Annotated in this window: 14 protein-coding genes; 3 read left to right on the plus strand and 11 right to left on the minus strand. The window is 45.9% G+C overall.

Annotation, left to right across the window (positions count from 1 at the left end):
- Both NG795_RS03385 and NG795_RS03390 read right to left on the minus strand, forming a co-directional pair.
- Positions 1 to 1,760 (minus strand): AAA-like domain-containing protein (locus tag NG795_RS03385; protein ID WP_367287261.1); only part of this gene is annotated, 1,760 nt, incomplete at its 3' end.
- Between the two features lie 66 nt (positions 1,761 to 1,826).
- Positions 1,827 to 3,098, minus strand: a complete 1,272-nt coding sequence (locus NG795_RS03390) for an AAA-like domain-containing protein (RefSeq protein ID WP_367287262.1) — start codon at positions 3,096 to 3,098, stop codon at positions 1,827 to 1,829.
- Positions 3,099 to 3,282: 184 nt separating this feature from the next.
- On the opposite strand from NG795_RS03390, the gene NG795_RS03395 reads away from it, so the two are divergent.
- Entirely contained in the window at positions 3,283 to 3,522 is a 240-nt protein-coding gene (locus NG795_RS03395; protein WP_367287263.1) for a hypothetical protein, read from the plus strand.
- 97 nt (positions 3,523 to 3,619) lie between these two features.
- Here NG795_RS03395 and NG795_RS03400 read toward each other — a convergent pair whose 3' ends face one another.
- The 9 genes from NG795_RS03400 to argS all read right to left on the minus strand — a co-directional run bounded on the left by NG795_RS03400 (position 3,620) and on the right by argS (position 11,650).
- Entirely contained in the window at positions 3,620 to 4,390 is a 771-nt protein-coding gene (locus tag NG795_RS03400; protein ID WP_367287264.1) for a YebC/PmpR family DNA-binding transcriptional regulator, read from the minus strand.
- A gap of 44 nt (positions 4,391 to 4,434) precedes the next feature.
- Positions 4,435 to 4,578 carry a hypothetical protein gene (locus NG795_RS03405; RefSeq protein WP_367287265.1) on the minus strand — a complete coding sequence of 48 codons (144 nt, stop codon included), beginning with the start codon at positions 4,576 to 4,578 and terminating at the stop codon, positions 4,435 to 4,437.
- A gap of 28 nt (positions 4,579 to 4,606) precedes the next feature.
- Positions 4,607 to 4,834, minus strand: a complete 228-nt coding sequence (locus tag NG795_RS03410; RefSeq protein WP_367287266.1) for a UPF0175 family protein — start codon at positions 4,832 to 4,834, stop codon at positions 4,607 to 4,609.
- Positions 4,835 to 4,937: 103 nt separating this feature from the next.
- Positions 4,938 to 5,786 carry a Uma2 family endonuclease gene (locus NG795_RS03415; RefSeq protein ID WP_367287267.1) on the minus strand — a complete coding sequence of 283 codons (849 nt, stop codon included), beginning with the start codon at positions 5,784 to 5,786 and terminating at the stop codon, positions 4,938 to 4,940.
- A 317-nt stretch (positions 5,787 to 6,103) separates the two neighbouring features.
- Positions 6,104 to 7,453: a GH1 family beta-glucosidase gene (locus tag NG795_RS03420; protein ID WP_367287268.1), complete on the minus strand. Its 1,350-nt coding sequence runs from the start codon at positions 7,451 to 7,453 to the stop codon at positions 6,104 to 6,106.
- A gap of 139 nt (positions 7,454 to 7,592) precedes the next feature.
- Positions 7,593 to 7,976, minus strand: a complete 384-nt coding sequence (locus NG795_RS03425) for a TSUP family transporter (protein WP_367287269.1) — start codon at positions 7,974 to 7,976, stop codon at positions 7,593 to 7,595.
- A 78-nt stretch (positions 7,977 to 8,054) separates the two neighbouring features.
- Positions 8,055 to 8,855, minus strand: coding sequence for a sulfite exporter TauE/SafE family protein (locus NG795_RS03430; RefSeq protein ID WP_367287270.1), 801 nt, complete (start codon positions 8,853 to 8,855; stop codon positions 8,055 to 8,057).
- A gap of 176 nt (positions 8,856 to 9,031) precedes the next feature.
- Positions 9,032 to 9,817, minus strand: a complete 786-nt coding sequence (locus tag NG795_RS03435; RefSeq protein ID WP_367287271.1) for an Rpn family recombination-promoting nuclease/putative transposase — start codon at positions 9,815 to 9,817, stop codon at positions 9,032 to 9,034.
- Between the two features lie 75 nt (positions 9,818 to 9,892).
- Entirely contained in the window at positions 9,893 to 11,650 is a 1,758-nt protein-coding gene (gene argS, locus NG795_RS03440) for an arginine--tRNA ligase (protein ID WP_367287272.1), read from the minus strand.
- 208 nt (positions 11,651 to 11,858) lie between these two features.
- Between argS and NG795_RS03445 the strand changes: the two genes are divergently transcribed.
- Both NG795_RS03445 and NG795_RS03450 read left to right on the plus strand, forming a co-directional pair.
- Entirely contained in the window at positions 11,859 to 13,004 is a 1,146-nt protein-coding gene (locus tag NG795_RS03445) for an FAD-dependent oxidoreductase (RefSeq protein ID WP_367287273.1), read from the plus strand.
- A 170-nt stretch (positions 13,005 to 13,174) separates the two neighbouring features.
- Positions 13,175 to 13,531 (plus strand): hypothetical protein, encoded by a 357-nt coding sequence (locus tag NG795_RS03450; RefSeq protein ID WP_367287274.1) that lies wholly within the window; start codon positions 13,175 to 13,177, stop codon positions 13,529 to 13,531.
- Positions 13,532 to 14,006: the final 475 nt, after the last annotated feature.

Below are 14,006 nucleotides of genomic sequence, written 5' to 3' on the forward strand. Positions count from 1 at the left end.
AGGGTTTGACCATCCGGGCTAAAACTCACACTCAATACCGGGCCAGAATGCCCTTTGAAGGTGGCCCGTTCGTTCCCTTGTAAATCCCACAGTCGGGCTGTGCGGTCCTCAGAGGCGGTGGCTAGGGTTTGACCATCGGGGCTAAAACTCACACTCAGTACCGGGCCAGAATGCCCGTCTAAGCGGTTCCGTTCTCGAATGCGGGCGAGAATTTGCTGCAAGGTGAGCAGGGGACTGGTGGCGGGATAGTCGCTCAGGGGGCGGTTGTCCCCCACCAATGTTTGCAATTGTTGGCCGATCTGTATCGCATCGATTAACAACTCAATTTGTCGCATTCCCGCATCAAACTCTCGCAACACCGACATCGCTGCCCGTTCCAGTTTGATACCTTTTTTGGCTTCGGTTTTGGCTTCGGTGAGCAGGCGGTCTGCTTCGGCTTTGGCTTTGCCTAAAATTGCGTTAGCTTGCCGTTCGGCGTCTAAATTCCACAGTAAACTTGCAGAGATAAACTCTTCATCCTCTCCGCTGAGATTTTTCCCAGCTTTCCAGTCTAAAGCATCGTCCAAGGCTTTTCCCTGGAGCAGTCGAGAGTGATCCTGCCGGTTGGATTTTAACCAGGCGGCGATCGCCTCGGAGTAGGGGCGCAAGTTAGCCAGTTCCCGTTCCACCCACTCCCGATTGAAGACGGTGGCGTAAATCCGGTTATACACCTGTAAGAGTCCCTGGCGGTTCACCACCAAGCCGGAAAGGCGTAATTCCATCTGTTCATCACTGTTATTCCCCTTCACCCCCTCGGCACTGTCCAAAATTTGCTGATAGAGTCCCAACAACCGCCCCGCGCGGTCCTGATGGCGCAAAAGGCGATCGCGAATCGTTTTTAAATGCTCCGGATCGTCCTGAGCTTCCCAATTTTCCAGCACCTTGGTCCGCACCAATTCAGTAATCCATTCGCTTTCCCTCCCGTTACGAGTTATCTCCGCACGCCGCACCCATTCACAGAGCTTTTGAGTCAGAAACGGTTGCCCTTTAGTCCAGCGTAAAATCTCCCGTAAAACCGCTTGGGGATTTTCTATCGTTTCAGGAAATCCCTTCAGTAACGCTTGAGCCTCCTCAAGTTCAAATCCACACAAGTCAATTCCCCGACCAATATTAAACGGCGTTCGGCTTTTGTCCCGAATCAAATCCGAAGGGGTAGCCACTCCAAAGAGGGCAAAAGTCAGGCGATTAAAGGCCGGATTTTGGGAGCGCTGATTCCGAAAAGCTCGAATCAGGGCGAAAAAATCGTCTAGTTCAAAGTTTAAGGAAATAGTGCTATCAATTTCATCGACCAATACGATAAAGAGACGGTCATCATCGGGTTGGTTTAAAACCACCTCTTCAAAAAACTCAGCTACTCGTTGAGCAACGGGTATTCCATCTAACTCTTGCCACCAGTCTCGTCGATTAATTTGACTGGAGAAATTGAGTTTTTTAACTAACTCATAGAAAATCCCCTTATACCACTCAGCAGCCGTAACGTTTTTATTGCCAATTTTTGTCAGGTCTATAGAAGCACAAATAAACCCTTCCCTTTCTAGCCGTTCCATCGTTCTGACGAGCAAACTGGATTTACCCATTTGCCGCGAGTTGAGGACATAACAAAATTCCCCAGCTTTTAAGCCTTCATAGAGTTCTGTATCTGCCTGTCTGACCACATAGGTGGGAGCATTTGCAGGCAGACTGCCGCCAACTTGATAAATGGAGGATTCAAGGGGTTCCATATTCTTCGATATAAGCTGTTGGATTCATGTAACATCAACAAGCGCCTAGGCAGTCTGGACTAAATTTTAAAGGCGATCGCGAAAATACTGCCGATATAAATCGCAAGTAATTCGACAATCGTTCCCCTCTAAACGAACTAAACCCAAACTTTCTAACTGATAAGCCAACTTTGACTCTAGTCGGATGGGTTGAGGGGTGGAAACTGCCTCTTTCATTGCTTCAGATAACCGGAGATTTTGTTGTAAATATCCTAAATGCGTCCGCAAGCGATCGGTATAAATACCGGATTCCGTAGCCGCCGTTTCTAACAGTTTATCAAAGGTGATTTCCTGCCGCTTCAAGCGAGAAACCGCAATTTGTAATAGAGAGGGATGTCCCCCGATTAGATTGATTAACTTTTTAATCTCCTCACTCTCCAAATTTACTCCTTGCTGTCGCGCAAATTCTTGCACTTGTGGAGGGGTAAACTCTGGCAATGAAATCGGCTCTCCCACATTGAAGGGCGAATGATGAATATCCAAAGGAATATAAACCTCGGTAGAATAAGAAATGATTAACCGTACTTTTTTCCAAACTTCTGTCTTTTTTGCTTCTTCATGCCAGCATCGCAACAAACTAAAAAAATCTTCAGCAATATGGGGATAAGGAAAAAGGCAATCTACTTCATCTAAAGCCAGTACGACTGGGCAATGTAAATTTTCTAACAAATATTCTTCAAAATAGAGATTGCAGTTATAGCTGCTCCCTAAACCGTCTTCCCAATATTCAGCCAAATTTGCCGAAGGTAACTGTAGCTTACGACTGACGTCTCTGCAAAACAAGTTTAAAAAATAATCGAGGTCTTGCAACACCTTTCGATTTGCGAATGATCGTAGATTCAAGGTTATAATTTTATACCCATTTGTTTGGACACGAGAAAGAATTTGTGTGATTAAAGTGGTTTTACCCATCTGCTTTGGGGCTTTAATCCGAATTAGAGATCCGGGCTGTAACACCGTTTGATAACATCGTTCTTCAATGGGAGGGCGTTCCACATAGTTAGAAACGTTTGATTCAGTTTCATCCGCAGTAGAATCCCCTATATCCGCTACAGAATCATCATTATTACTGTCGTTCTCGAAATCGGCGATTTCCTGGTCATCTAAACCCAATTTGCGGCAGATTTCTTGAAAATTTTCATTATCAACCGGCTTGCCATTTAGAAACTTACTGATAGTATCACGACACAAGCCCATATCCTCGGCTAAATGCCTTTGACTTGCAAAGCGATTGCGCTGGAGAGATTTTTTGGCCTTTTCAATATAGTCTGGGTGAACTCTGAGTGAACGTCCTGCCATAACTCCTGATTCAGTAAACCTCCTCTGATTATAGTCCCTTTTCCTCTGCCTGAGATCAACTCGGACAGAACTCCGACATCTGGCAAAAGTCAGTCACTAAATCAGACAATCCTCCCGGTTCGACCGACATAAACGCAGACAGGGAGAGGTTTTCATAGGATTATGAACATTCGGAGGCAATCCTATGAAAGACGAAAACCGCTCTCAAACTGCTAAAGTCCAAACCTTAATCCGCGTGATGGAAGACTTGGATACCACGATCTCCCTCAATCCGCAGATGCCCGTATTGTATCCCATGCAGGAAGTGAATACCGTTCCCCAGCAACCCCCGTCCCCGGCACCTATTGCCTATGGCACTCGATTAGAAGTGTGGATTGTATTGGTTTTGCATTTCCTAATTTTATGGCGCTTAAGAAATCGCTAATGGGTCAGGCTATAGGATGAAGCTATAAACACCGCCAGAAGATGCTTTAAACCTCTGACGGTGTGATAGCTTACTGTAGATTTGGCCTTTTTTTGTCTTACACCACGCTCATTTCTACCAATTCATTTGCCATATCAAAATTGGCGGTGACATTTTGGACATCATCCAAATCATCTAAAGCATCCATCATTTTCAGGAGTGATCGCGCTTGGTCTGGGTCCGTTACTTCCACATTATTGTTAGCAATCCAGCGCAATTCTGCATTTACTATCTCATACCCGCGCTCTTTTAAAGCTTGATTGAGGGTTTCTAAATTAGTCGCCTCCGTAAACACCTCATATCCCGATGTATCTTCATCGATTTCCGTGGGTTCATAAAAATCTGCACCCCCTTCTACCGATGCCTCTAAGAGTTCATCTTCCTCTATCTCACCTTGCAGCGTTACCACCCCTTTGAGTTCAAACATCCAACTCACGCATCCTGTCTCACCTAAATTGCCGCCATTCTTGCTAAAAGCGGCCCTCAAATCCGCCGCCGTGCGATTGCGGTTATCCGTCAGCGCTTCCACAATCACCGCGATACCACCGGGACCATATCCCTCATAGCGGATTGCTTCATAGTTGCTGCTGGCATCATCCCAGGTTCCAGCACCTTTGGCGATCGCCCGTTGGATGTTCTCATTGGGAATCCCTGCCGCCTTTGCCTTATCCACCGCCGTCCGTAACTGAAAGTTGCCATCCGGATCTGGAACGCCACTGCGCGCCGCGACGATAATCTCTCGCGAGATTTTCGTGAAGGTTTTCCCTTTCACTGCATCCACTCTAGCTTTCTGCCGTTTAATATTAGCCCATTTACTATGTCCAGCCATACCGTTAATTTCTGCTCGATGTACTCTACAGCTTTAGCATAAAATTATAGAGACAGCGAGGGCAGAATGGGTGCATGGGGAGGGTCGGGAGGGCGATCGCCTGGGTGTAATTTGGGCTGAGGTGGGGCTTGGTTGGGTCGGGAAAAGGCGATCGCTTCTTTGTGTGTTGCTGCGATCGCCTCTTTCAAACCTCTATATCAGTGATAACTGCTGCACTCATAATCCCCATTCTTCTCGCAATTCTTCATGAGAATAGGCAAAAACGGGTACTTGATATTTCCCTAAAATTTCCATAAAACTTCGTTTGGAATATCCCGCTAATTGTGCTGCTTGTCCTAGGGATATTTTGCTAACTTCATAAAGTTTGATGGCTAAAAACAGTTTAGCTTCATCTTCTGACAAGCCCGGAGGTAAATTCACTTTAAGTTCGGTTACATTCATCATGAATTTGACTCTATCCCTATCTGTTGTGGAATATTTAGGTTGATTATGAATCTAGGCGATCGCAATTTCCAGACTCCAGAAATTGCGATCTCTTCAACTGGATTTATCCTTCCCCAAGAGTATCGGGATCGATTCCTAACTCTCGCATCCGCTGTTGCATCTGCTGCAATCGCGCTTCTGCTGCATCAGCGCGTTGGCGTTCGGTTTCGGCGCGTTGGCGTTCGGTTTGTGCCTGCTGTTGGGCGATTTGTGCCTGCTGTTGGGCGATCGCTTCTTTTTCTTGCGGTATCGGAATCCAGTTACCCCCCGCGTCATACCAGCGCAACCACAGGCGATCGATGCCTTGATAGCTACCTTGCCACAATCCGATTCCTAATTCCAGGGTGGGAATCCAAATTTTGGGTTCTATGAATTCTACGGGTTGATAGCGAGTGCCGTTTAATATAAAAACTCGCAGTTGATTCGTATAGCGATCAAACACTACATAATAAGGAACTTTTAAAATCCGTTCGTAAACTTCCCATTTTGTCGGGGGTTGGTTGGGTTGGCGCGTTGTTTGTCCGAGGTCCTCGTTTTCTGTTCCCGGAGAAATTAACTCCACCACCACCAATGGACTGATTCCTTCTTGCCATATTACATAACTCAATCGCAAATCCGTACCGTCATACAACCGGGGGACTCCCACCACGGCAAACCAATCCGGGCGTTTGTACCAGTTGGGATGACGCACATCATAATAGAGGTTCATGTCAGTCCCGACAAAGATTTCCCCCGGTGGAGAGTTGGGAGGTTGAAACGTTAGACGCAGTAATTCAGGTTGTAAGGCGTGAAATTCATCAGGCAAACCGGGTTCCTCCGGATTTTCACTGGGTAAATCGTACATGGTGGGCAGTGTTTCTCTCGGCGATCGCGGCGGATCGGTTTGCTCGATCGGGTATTTCATCGGTGTCATTTATCCGCTCTCCTGCTTACAATGGGGTGAGGATTCAGGCTGAACCTAAGTCCCTACAGTTTATCAAATTTTAAAGGTTAAAAACCATAGTCCGCAAAGGGGCTGAGAAACCGCAAGCGTGGGTTATACTGTCATCTTGCAGCATTCTCAACAACCGGCGGGGGATCAAACGATTGGCGGCCTAACAGAATCAAGTCGGTTGAAACCGACTGAAAGTCTAACTAAAACGGTGGTGTTTTTAGTCGGTTTTAACCGACTTTAGCTATGAGGCGGGGGATTTATCCCCCGCCGGTTATCACAACTCCCAGCAGTTTTTTTTACTCTTCCACCCCATTTCGCTCCATGACTTCGCGATACCACCAGGCACTTTGTTTGGGAATGCGTTTACCGCTGTCAAATTCGACGCGGACTAATCCAAAGCGGGGGTAAAATCCATGTGCCCATTCAAAGTTATCCATCAAAGTCCAAACATAATATCCCTGTAAATTGACGCCATCGGCAATGGCATCATGGGCGGCGATAAAATGCGATCGCAAGTAATTAATCCGTCCCCAATCTTCTACAAATCCCTCATAATTGGGAGTATCGGGCAAGGCACAACCGCCCTCGGTAATATAGAGTTTCGGATTGCCATAATTGGTTTTAAAATCTAACAATACGGAGGTTAATCCGGGCGGATTGACTCCCCATTCCATGTCAGTTTGACCCCAACCTGGTGCAGAAAGTTGGGTGGATTCTAATTTGAATAATCCTCCCCATTGAGCAAAGGCAACCTTTAAGGTAAAATAATAGTTAATCCCTACAAAGTCGATGGGGGTAGAGATGAGTTCCAAATCTCCTGTTTCTATTTGGGGTGCATGGCAACCAATCCAGTTGAATAAGGGTTCGGGATAGTTTCCTTTGAAGAGAGGGTCAGCAAATAAGGCGGTACTGGTTTGATACATTCGCTCACAGGCGGCGATATCTGATGGGCGATCGCTCTTGGGTTGATAGTGATTCACACTCAGAACAATGCCAATTTCACCATTATAGTTGCCTTCTCGAAACAGTTGGACCGCTTTTCCATGAGCAACTAGGAGATGATGTGAGGTTTGAAAGGCTTGGGAATAGTCGGCAATGCCAGGAGCAAAGTTCCCGAAGGCATATCCCATAAAGGCGAGTACCGCTGGTTCATTGTGAGTCGTCCACAATGGAACGCGATCGCCTAATTTCTCAAATACCACTCCCGCATACTCGGCAAACCAATCGATACTCTCCCGATTCACCCATCCCCCCATTTCTTGGAGTGTTTGGGGTAAATCCCAATGATTCAAGGTAATATTGGGGATAATGCTGGCTTCGAGGAGGTTGTCTACCAGGCGATCGTAAAACTCCAATCCTTTGGCATTGACTTGACCCCTTCCTTCCGGTAGAATTCTCGGCCAAGAGAGAGAAAATCGATAAGTTTGTAACCCCAATGCCTGCATCAATGCCACATCTTCCGGCATTTTCTGATAGTGGTTACAAGTAACATCCCCCGTATCCCCATTCAGAATCGTATGCTGGCGATGGGTGAAGCGGTCCCAAATACTTTCCCCTTTGCCATCTTCATTCCAAGCGCCTTCAATTTGATAGGCAGCGGTTGCCGCACCCCAGAGAAATCCCTCGGGAAATTGTCTTAAACTCATTTAACTTTCTCTCTCTATTTCTATCAATTTAATCTACAATGTAAAATCCGGCTTTCAAAAGTCGTTTTTATGGAACAGCCTGCGGAGGCAGGCTTTGTCCCTGTAGCCCCACCCTTGAGGGTGTGGGGTTTAATAAACATTACCGGCTAAACAAATTTGGAAATAAATATCTAAACCCTAAAAGGAATAAAAAAGCCCCATAGAGTTTTTTCATAAATTCACTACTGATAAAAGGTTGATTGGCAAATAATGCTCCAAAATAATTGCCAATGATTAAACCCAAGGCTATGACTGCTGCATATTTAAAGTTTAAATTGCCATTTTTATAATAGACCATTGCGCCTAATAATCCAATGGGTAAAATTTGAGCGGCGATAGATGTGCCGGTTGCTATTTTTTGGTCTAATGCCAGGATAAGAACCATCGCAGGGACCATAATTGCACCCCCACCAATGCCAAACATTCCACCGGCGACACCGGCAACTAATCCAATTATAAGCAGTTGAATTAACAGGGTAGACATGGCAATTTATCTGATTAGGTCGTGATTATATTATCTCGGTTGGGGGGCGATCGTCAATGGGAAAAATGAGTCTCGGATTTATACGAGTCCCCTGACAAACCCCTGGCGCATCATGTACAAAGATAGAACAAATAGGATGAGGCGAAAGAGGGTATTAATTAAGGTGGCGCTGAGGTGAGGGAGGAGGCGGGTTCCCAGTTGCACTCCTAGGATGCCACCGCAACCGATACATAAACCGGGAATCCACAAGACATTGCCATTCCAGGCATATTGCGCTAAACCGGAAGCGGCGATCGCCATGACTGCGGCAAGGGTTGTGGGGACTGCCGAGGCGATGGACTCTCCCAGGAGCAAGACTTGTAAGGGAACCATGACAATGCCACCGCCAATGCCAAATAATCCGGCGATCGCACCCCCGAGACAACCAATTTTGGCAAACTCCCACGGGGAATTGGTCGGTTTTTCGCTAAAGATTTCCGGGGAATTTGAGTCTAGTAAACTGGCAAAACTTTCCGTATTAATTAGGGTTTTTCGTAATCCCATTAAATAAATAGCCGCTAATAATAAAAGGGAAAAACAGATAGCCAACCAGCTATCGGGAAGATGACGAGCAAGCCATGCTCCTATTTGAACGGTAAGAACCCCAAATAAAGAAATTTGTAACGCATTTCGACAGTTTAATTGTTTCGTCCAACTATATCGAATTGTGCCAGAAAGTGCGGTTAAAAACACGCCGACTAAACTGGTGGCAGCGGCAGTCACTACGGGAAATCCCCAGAGGTTTAAGACAGGGACTATTAAAATTCCACCCCCTAATCCAAACAGTCCCGCCAGCAATCCGGTACAAATTCCCAAACCGAACAGTATCAATAAATTCATTTAGGGAAATCCTTTAAACGGTGGGGTTTTACTCTGCCATTGTAAAAGTCTACAACGATGGATTCACTCTGGGAATAAGCGGAGATAGGTTTAAATAAAAATGCCTGTCATCCCTGCATTGGCATCGAATCCAGGCATTTTTTACCCAACTTTGCAACTGAACCGGGTCCAGCGCCTTACTCGGGGTCGCGGTTGGTCAATTGCTCAACTCGTTCTCGGGTTAACCCCGTGATATTCATGATTTGTTCCACGGACATTCCACTGAGGAATAACTTCCTGGCAATTTCGGAGATCGCGTCCTGGCGTCCTTCCTGGAAACCAACTTCTCGACCTTCGGCTAAAATGTCCTGATAAATGGGTGACTCGCGCATAATGTCCCTCCGGAGAATCCTGTTAATTAACTCTCGATCTAATACTAACCCAGCTAGAACCGAAGAAGCAGCAGCTAAATTGGCCTGTTGTTGTCGGTCCTCCATGCGTTCAATCAATTGAGCGACTTCATTTAACACCTCCTCGGGATTTTCTGTGCGAGTTAAGGCAGCAAAAGGAAGTAAACCCGGTGCATTTAAAAACAGTTCGGTGGGTTGCTCCCATAGACGGATAACCTCAAACCGATGGGTCATTTGTGGGAGAATAAATTCAGTTTGATGGACCAATGGCGAATTGGTTTTTCTGAGGTAAATCACCACCTGGCGCATATCTTTTTCCCGAAAGCGTCGATACCCGCGCAGGCGATAGTCGGCCATGCGAAAGGGAATTTCTGGATCCGGGTCGGTTTGGAATTCTGTATGCAATACCGAGTCTTCGGACTGGAAGAGAATCAGAGAATCCGCGCGAATCGGTTCGACGGAGAGCTCTTTGGGACTCAGAATGGTTAAGTCAATGGGTTTTCCCATGAACAAGGTGGCAAAGTCCCGGCTAAATTCATCAATCAGAAATCGACATAAGATATCGTAGGACATGAGTTTAACGAATCGAGGTTGATAGAATTGGGTGCATCAGAAACCCAAAATTTAGGCGCTGATGCACCAAACGCTTTACATTCGGTCAATCAGTTTAATTCCCAATAATGATAACCCCACTTTTAAGGTTTTTGCTGCTAAATCGCAGAGCAATAAGCGGGAGGTGCGCTGAGGTTCTTCTGCTTGCAATACTGGACAGTTTTCGTAGAACTGATTGAATTTTTTACTCAGTTGATAGAGGTACTCACAGAGTCGATTCGGCAACAGTTCTTTTTCGACTTCTTTGAGGACTTCACTCAAACCGAGAATATGTTTGGCTAAAGCTAACTCGGTTTCTTCTCTCAGTTGAATCTGAATATCAGAACTGAGATTGTCCAAATCGATATTTCCTTGGCGACTGATTCCCTGAATGCGCACAAAGGCATAGAGCATATAGGGAGCGGTATTGCCTTGCAGGGAGAGCATTTTATCGTAGCTAAAGATATAACTACTGCTCCGATTTTGACTGAGGTCGGCATATTTTACTGCACCAATTCCGACAACTTGGGACACATTTTTGATGAATTCTTCGCTTTCGGACCGGCCTTCTTCTTGGATAATACTTTCAAGTTGAGTGCGTGCACGGAGGACGGCTTCATCTAATAAATCCCGCAGGCGAACGGTATCGCCTTCGCGGGTTTTGAGTTTCTTTCCACCTTCTCCTAAAACTAACCCAAAGGGGACATGAACGACTTCAATAGTGTCTGGAATCCACCCGGCGCGTCTAGCAACTTGGAAGAATTGAGCAAAGTGGGTGGATTGACCGCTATCGGTGACATAGATGATGCGATCGCACCGATCCTCTTCAATCCGATACCGCAATGCCGCTAGGTCAGTGGTGGCATAATTATATCCCCCATTGGTCTTCTGGACAATTAATGGTTGCGGTTCCCCTTCTTTGTTGGTAAACCCTTCTAAAAAGACGCATTTTGCTCCCTGGTCTTCTACTAATAATCCTGATGTTTCTAAATCTTCTACGACTTTAGAAAGCAAAGGATTATAAAAGGATTCCCCTCGTTCAGTTAGCTGAATATCCATCAAATTATAAATTTGTTGGAATTCCTGCCGGGATTGTTCGCACAGCAGTTCCCAGGCGCGTTTTGCCTCGCGATCGCCTGCCTGCAATTTGACCACTTGCTGCCGAGAAACTTCCCGGAATTCCTCATCCTCATCAAAGCGCTTTTTCGCCTTCTTATAAAAGGCCACTAAATCCCCTAAATCTAAAGCATTCGCCGTGGTTAAGGCATCCGGCGATACTTCTCGCAAATAGGTAATTAACATTCCAAATTGCGTCCCCCAATCTCCCACGTGATTGAGGCGCAAGACATCATGTCCCCAAAACTCTAAAACTCGGGCGATGCTATCTCCAATAATCGTCGATCGCAAATGTCCCACGTGCATTTCTTTGGCAATGTTGGGACTAGAAAAATCTACTACCACTCGTTGCGGATGACTCACGGGTTCAATGCCTAATCGTTCATCCCCTTCAATGGCGGCAAGTTGCTGTTGTAAATAGCTCGGTTTTAGGGTAAAATTAATAAATCCCGGTCCGGCAATTTCTGGCGGTTCACAAAATTCTGATACGTCGATATTGTCGATAATTTTTTGGGCAATATCTCGGGGTTTTTGCTTTAAAGGCTTTGCCAAAGACATGGCTAAATTGGCTTGATAATCGCCAAATTTAGGATTCGTCGTAGGTACTAAAACCGGGTCAGTCCCGGCCATTTCTTCCCCAAAGGCTGCGATTAGGGCTTTTTCTACTTGGTTTCTTAGCAGTTCGTTGGTTGATTTCATAATAAGCGATAAGATGGCAACTCCAGAAGATTGACGCAGTTTTTTGAGGAACTGACTTCTGTCTCATCCTATCATTTCTGTACCTCACTCGTTAATAATTCTGGGGGAAAATGAGATAGAGTAAAATGAATCAGATACAGTCTCCATATCAGATGCCAGAGTTCATCCGTCATCACCTCGAATCCTCCAACAGCTACCCGAATCCCAAATGAAACACCTTGTTTTAATCGGTGGGGGTCATAGTCATGCGATCGCCTTGCGAGAATTTGCCAAGACTCCCCTCCCCGAAATTCGCATCACCTTAATTAGCGATGTGCTTCAAACTCCCTATTCGGGAATGTTACCCGGTTATTTGGCGGGGTTTTATACCTTTGAGGAAGCACATATCGATTTGAGACCCTTGGCACATTTAGCGCAGGCAGAATTCTATTGCGATCGCGCGATCGGTCTGGATTTACACCAAAACCAAGTCCTCTGTGCCAACCGTCCCCCCATCCCCTTCGATGTTCTCTCTATTGATATTGGGAGCACTCCTGCCACTCTCAATGTCCCCGGTGCCGCCACTTATGCCATTCCCGCCAAACCCGTCCCTAAATTATTAGAATCCTGGAATCAATTCCGAGAACAAGTCTTGCAGTCCCCTCAACAAATCCGCAATTTAGCCATTGTAGGTGGGGGTGCTGGAGGGGTTGAATTAACTTTATCGATTCAAGCGCATCTTAACAAAATATTAGAGCAAAAATACCACAAAAATATAGAATATCATCTCTTTCATCGCAGCAGTCATATTCTCTCCAGTCATAGTCGCTATGCTGCTAGCACCTTAACCCAAATCATGCAGCATCGAGGAATTCACCTGCATCTCAATCAAACCGTTACCCGATTAGAAAAGCAGGCTTCAGAACGCCTAAAACTAGACTGTGAGTCCGGATTAACCCTAGACTGTGACCAAGTATTTTGGGTGACTCAAGCTACGGCACCGGATTGGATATCGGGTTCGGGATTATCCACAGATAATCGCGGATTTATCCAAGTCAATGACCACTTACAATCCATTTCTCATTCTAGCATCTTTGCTTCCGGAGATATTGCCACCCTACTCAACAATCCTCGACCTAAAGCGGGAGTCTTTGCCGTGCGTCAGGGAAAACCTTTATTTGAAAATCTCTGTAGAAGTTTAGAGAATAAACCTTTAATTTCTTACCATCCCCAACAGCAATTTTTAACCTTAATTGGCACCGGGACTGGAAAGGCAGTTGCCTCGCGAGGGAAATTTGGGTTAGGTCCGTTGCGGTTAATTTGGACTTGGAAAGATTGGATTGATCGCAGGTTTATGGAGCAGTTTAATCCGTGACTTGAAACCCCGGCGATCGCACTCAAAAGTTAACCCTATCTCCACAGGACAACCCCGGACCGACTTTAATCTATCTCTCGGTAGAGGTAAGAGCCTGCAACGGTATCCTAGGATGCTGAATATAACCCAATTTTCGTTTTACAAGTTCCTTAATCAAGAGGTCATTAGAGATGCAACGCATTTTATCTGCTTTAAAACAAGTCCGCTTGGGACTGATGGCGATCGCCTGCGCCTTTACCTTCATCAGCGTTTCCGGTGCTTTTGCCTTTGCTCATCCCAGCGTAGCCGCAACCGGCTTAGATTCGAGATTAGTCAAAGAAGAATATAAAATCGATAACAACAAACGGGACAATCAATTAGAAAGCCGAGAAGAAGCCTACGAAGAAATGCTAAAAGAAGCTAAAAATATCCACACCGAAGAGGAAGCTTACGAAGAAAATTTGGCTGAATATCGCGAAGAAAATCCGACACCGGGTTTAGCGGAAAAAGCCCAAGGTTTAATCGAAAAGTTAACCGACACTGAATAATTTTTTAATAAAAAGGAAAAACTATCGGGATAACGGTGGGTTGAACTGATCCTTTTTCTTTCCCTTCCTACTAAGACTCCACCCTAACCGGCTCATAAATTTAGGGTTGAAAAGAGCTGAAACCTTATTGCTGCAAAGGTTTCAGCTCTTTTATTTTATACCAAATCTGGGTATCAAAAGTCGTGTTAATTTCCTCTTTGGTCCCCTCCCCTGTGTCTTGGTCCGGGTTAGGGTGGGGTCCCCTTTGAGGTAGCTTCAACCCCAGAATGAGGAATGGTTGCTTGGAGTGTCTGAGTGACGCTATATCGCCTATTAACCGGGAAAGAGGTTGAGCCCGTCTCCACAAAGGCGCGGTAAGCGGAGCTATCCCGTAGGGAATCGCCTCCTGTGACTGCGTGACGTGGCGGTAAGCGGAGCTATCCTGTATGGAATCGCCACCTCAGAAGAACCCCACCCTAACCCGGACCAAGAATCA

The organism is Laspinema palackyanum D2c (assembly GCF_025370875.1).
In the GTDB taxonomy this organism is placed as follows: domain Bacteria; phylum Cyanobacteriota; class Cyanobacteriia; order Cyanobacteriales; family Laspinemataceae; genus Laspinema; species Laspinema palackyanum.

Excerpts from the sequence above, each read along its gene's own strand:
- NG795_RS03425 (WP_367287269.1), bottom strand. The coding sequence starts at position 7,976 with ATGTCTACCCTGTTAATTCAACTGCTTATAATTGGATTAGTTGCCGGT.
- argS (WP_367287272.1), bottom strand. The coding sequence starts at position 11,650 with ATGAAATCAACCAACGAACTGCTAAGAAACCAAGTAGAAAAAGCCCTA.
- NG795_RS03395 (WP_367287263.1), top strand. The coding sequence starts at position 3,283 with ATGAAAGACGAAAACCGCTCTCAAACTGCTAAAGTCCAAACCTTAATC.
- NG795_RS03390 (WP_367287262.1), bottom strand. The coding sequence starts at position 3,098 with ATGGCAGGACGTTCACTCAGAGTTCACCCAGACTATATTGAAAAGGCC.
- NG795_RS03420 (WP_367287268.1), bottom strand. The coding sequence starts at position 7,453 with ATGAGTTTAAGACAATTTCCCGAGGGATTTCTCTGGGGTGCGGCAACC.
- NG795_RS03450 (WP_367287274.1), top strand. The coding sequence starts at position 13,175 with ATGCAACGCATTTTATCTGCTTTAAAACAAGTCCGCTTGGGACTGATG.
- NG795_RS03415 (WP_367287267.1), bottom strand. The coding sequence starts at position 5,786 with ATGACACCGATGAAATACCCGATCGAGCAAACCGATCCGCCGCGATCG.
- NG795_RS03400 (WP_367287264.1), bottom strand. The coding sequence starts at position 4,390 with ATGGCTGGACATAGTAAATGGGCTAATATTAAACGGCAGAAAGCTAGA.
- NG795_RS03410 (WP_367287266.1), bottom strand. The coding sequence starts at position 4,834 with ATGATGAATGTAACCGAACTTAAAGTGAATTTACCTCCGGGCTTGTCA.
- NG795_RS03435 (WP_367287271.1), bottom strand. The coding sequence starts at position 9,817 with ATGTCCTACGATATCTTATGTCGATTTCTGATTGATGAATTTAGCCGG.
- NG795_RS03430 (WP_367287270.1), bottom strand. The coding sequence starts at position 8,855 with ATGAATTTATTGATACTGTTCGGTTTGGGAATTTGTACCGGATTGCTG.
- NG795_RS03445 (WP_367287273.1), top strand. The coding sequence starts at position 11,859 with ATGAAACACCTTGTTTTAATCGGTGGGGGTCATAGTCATGCGATCGCC.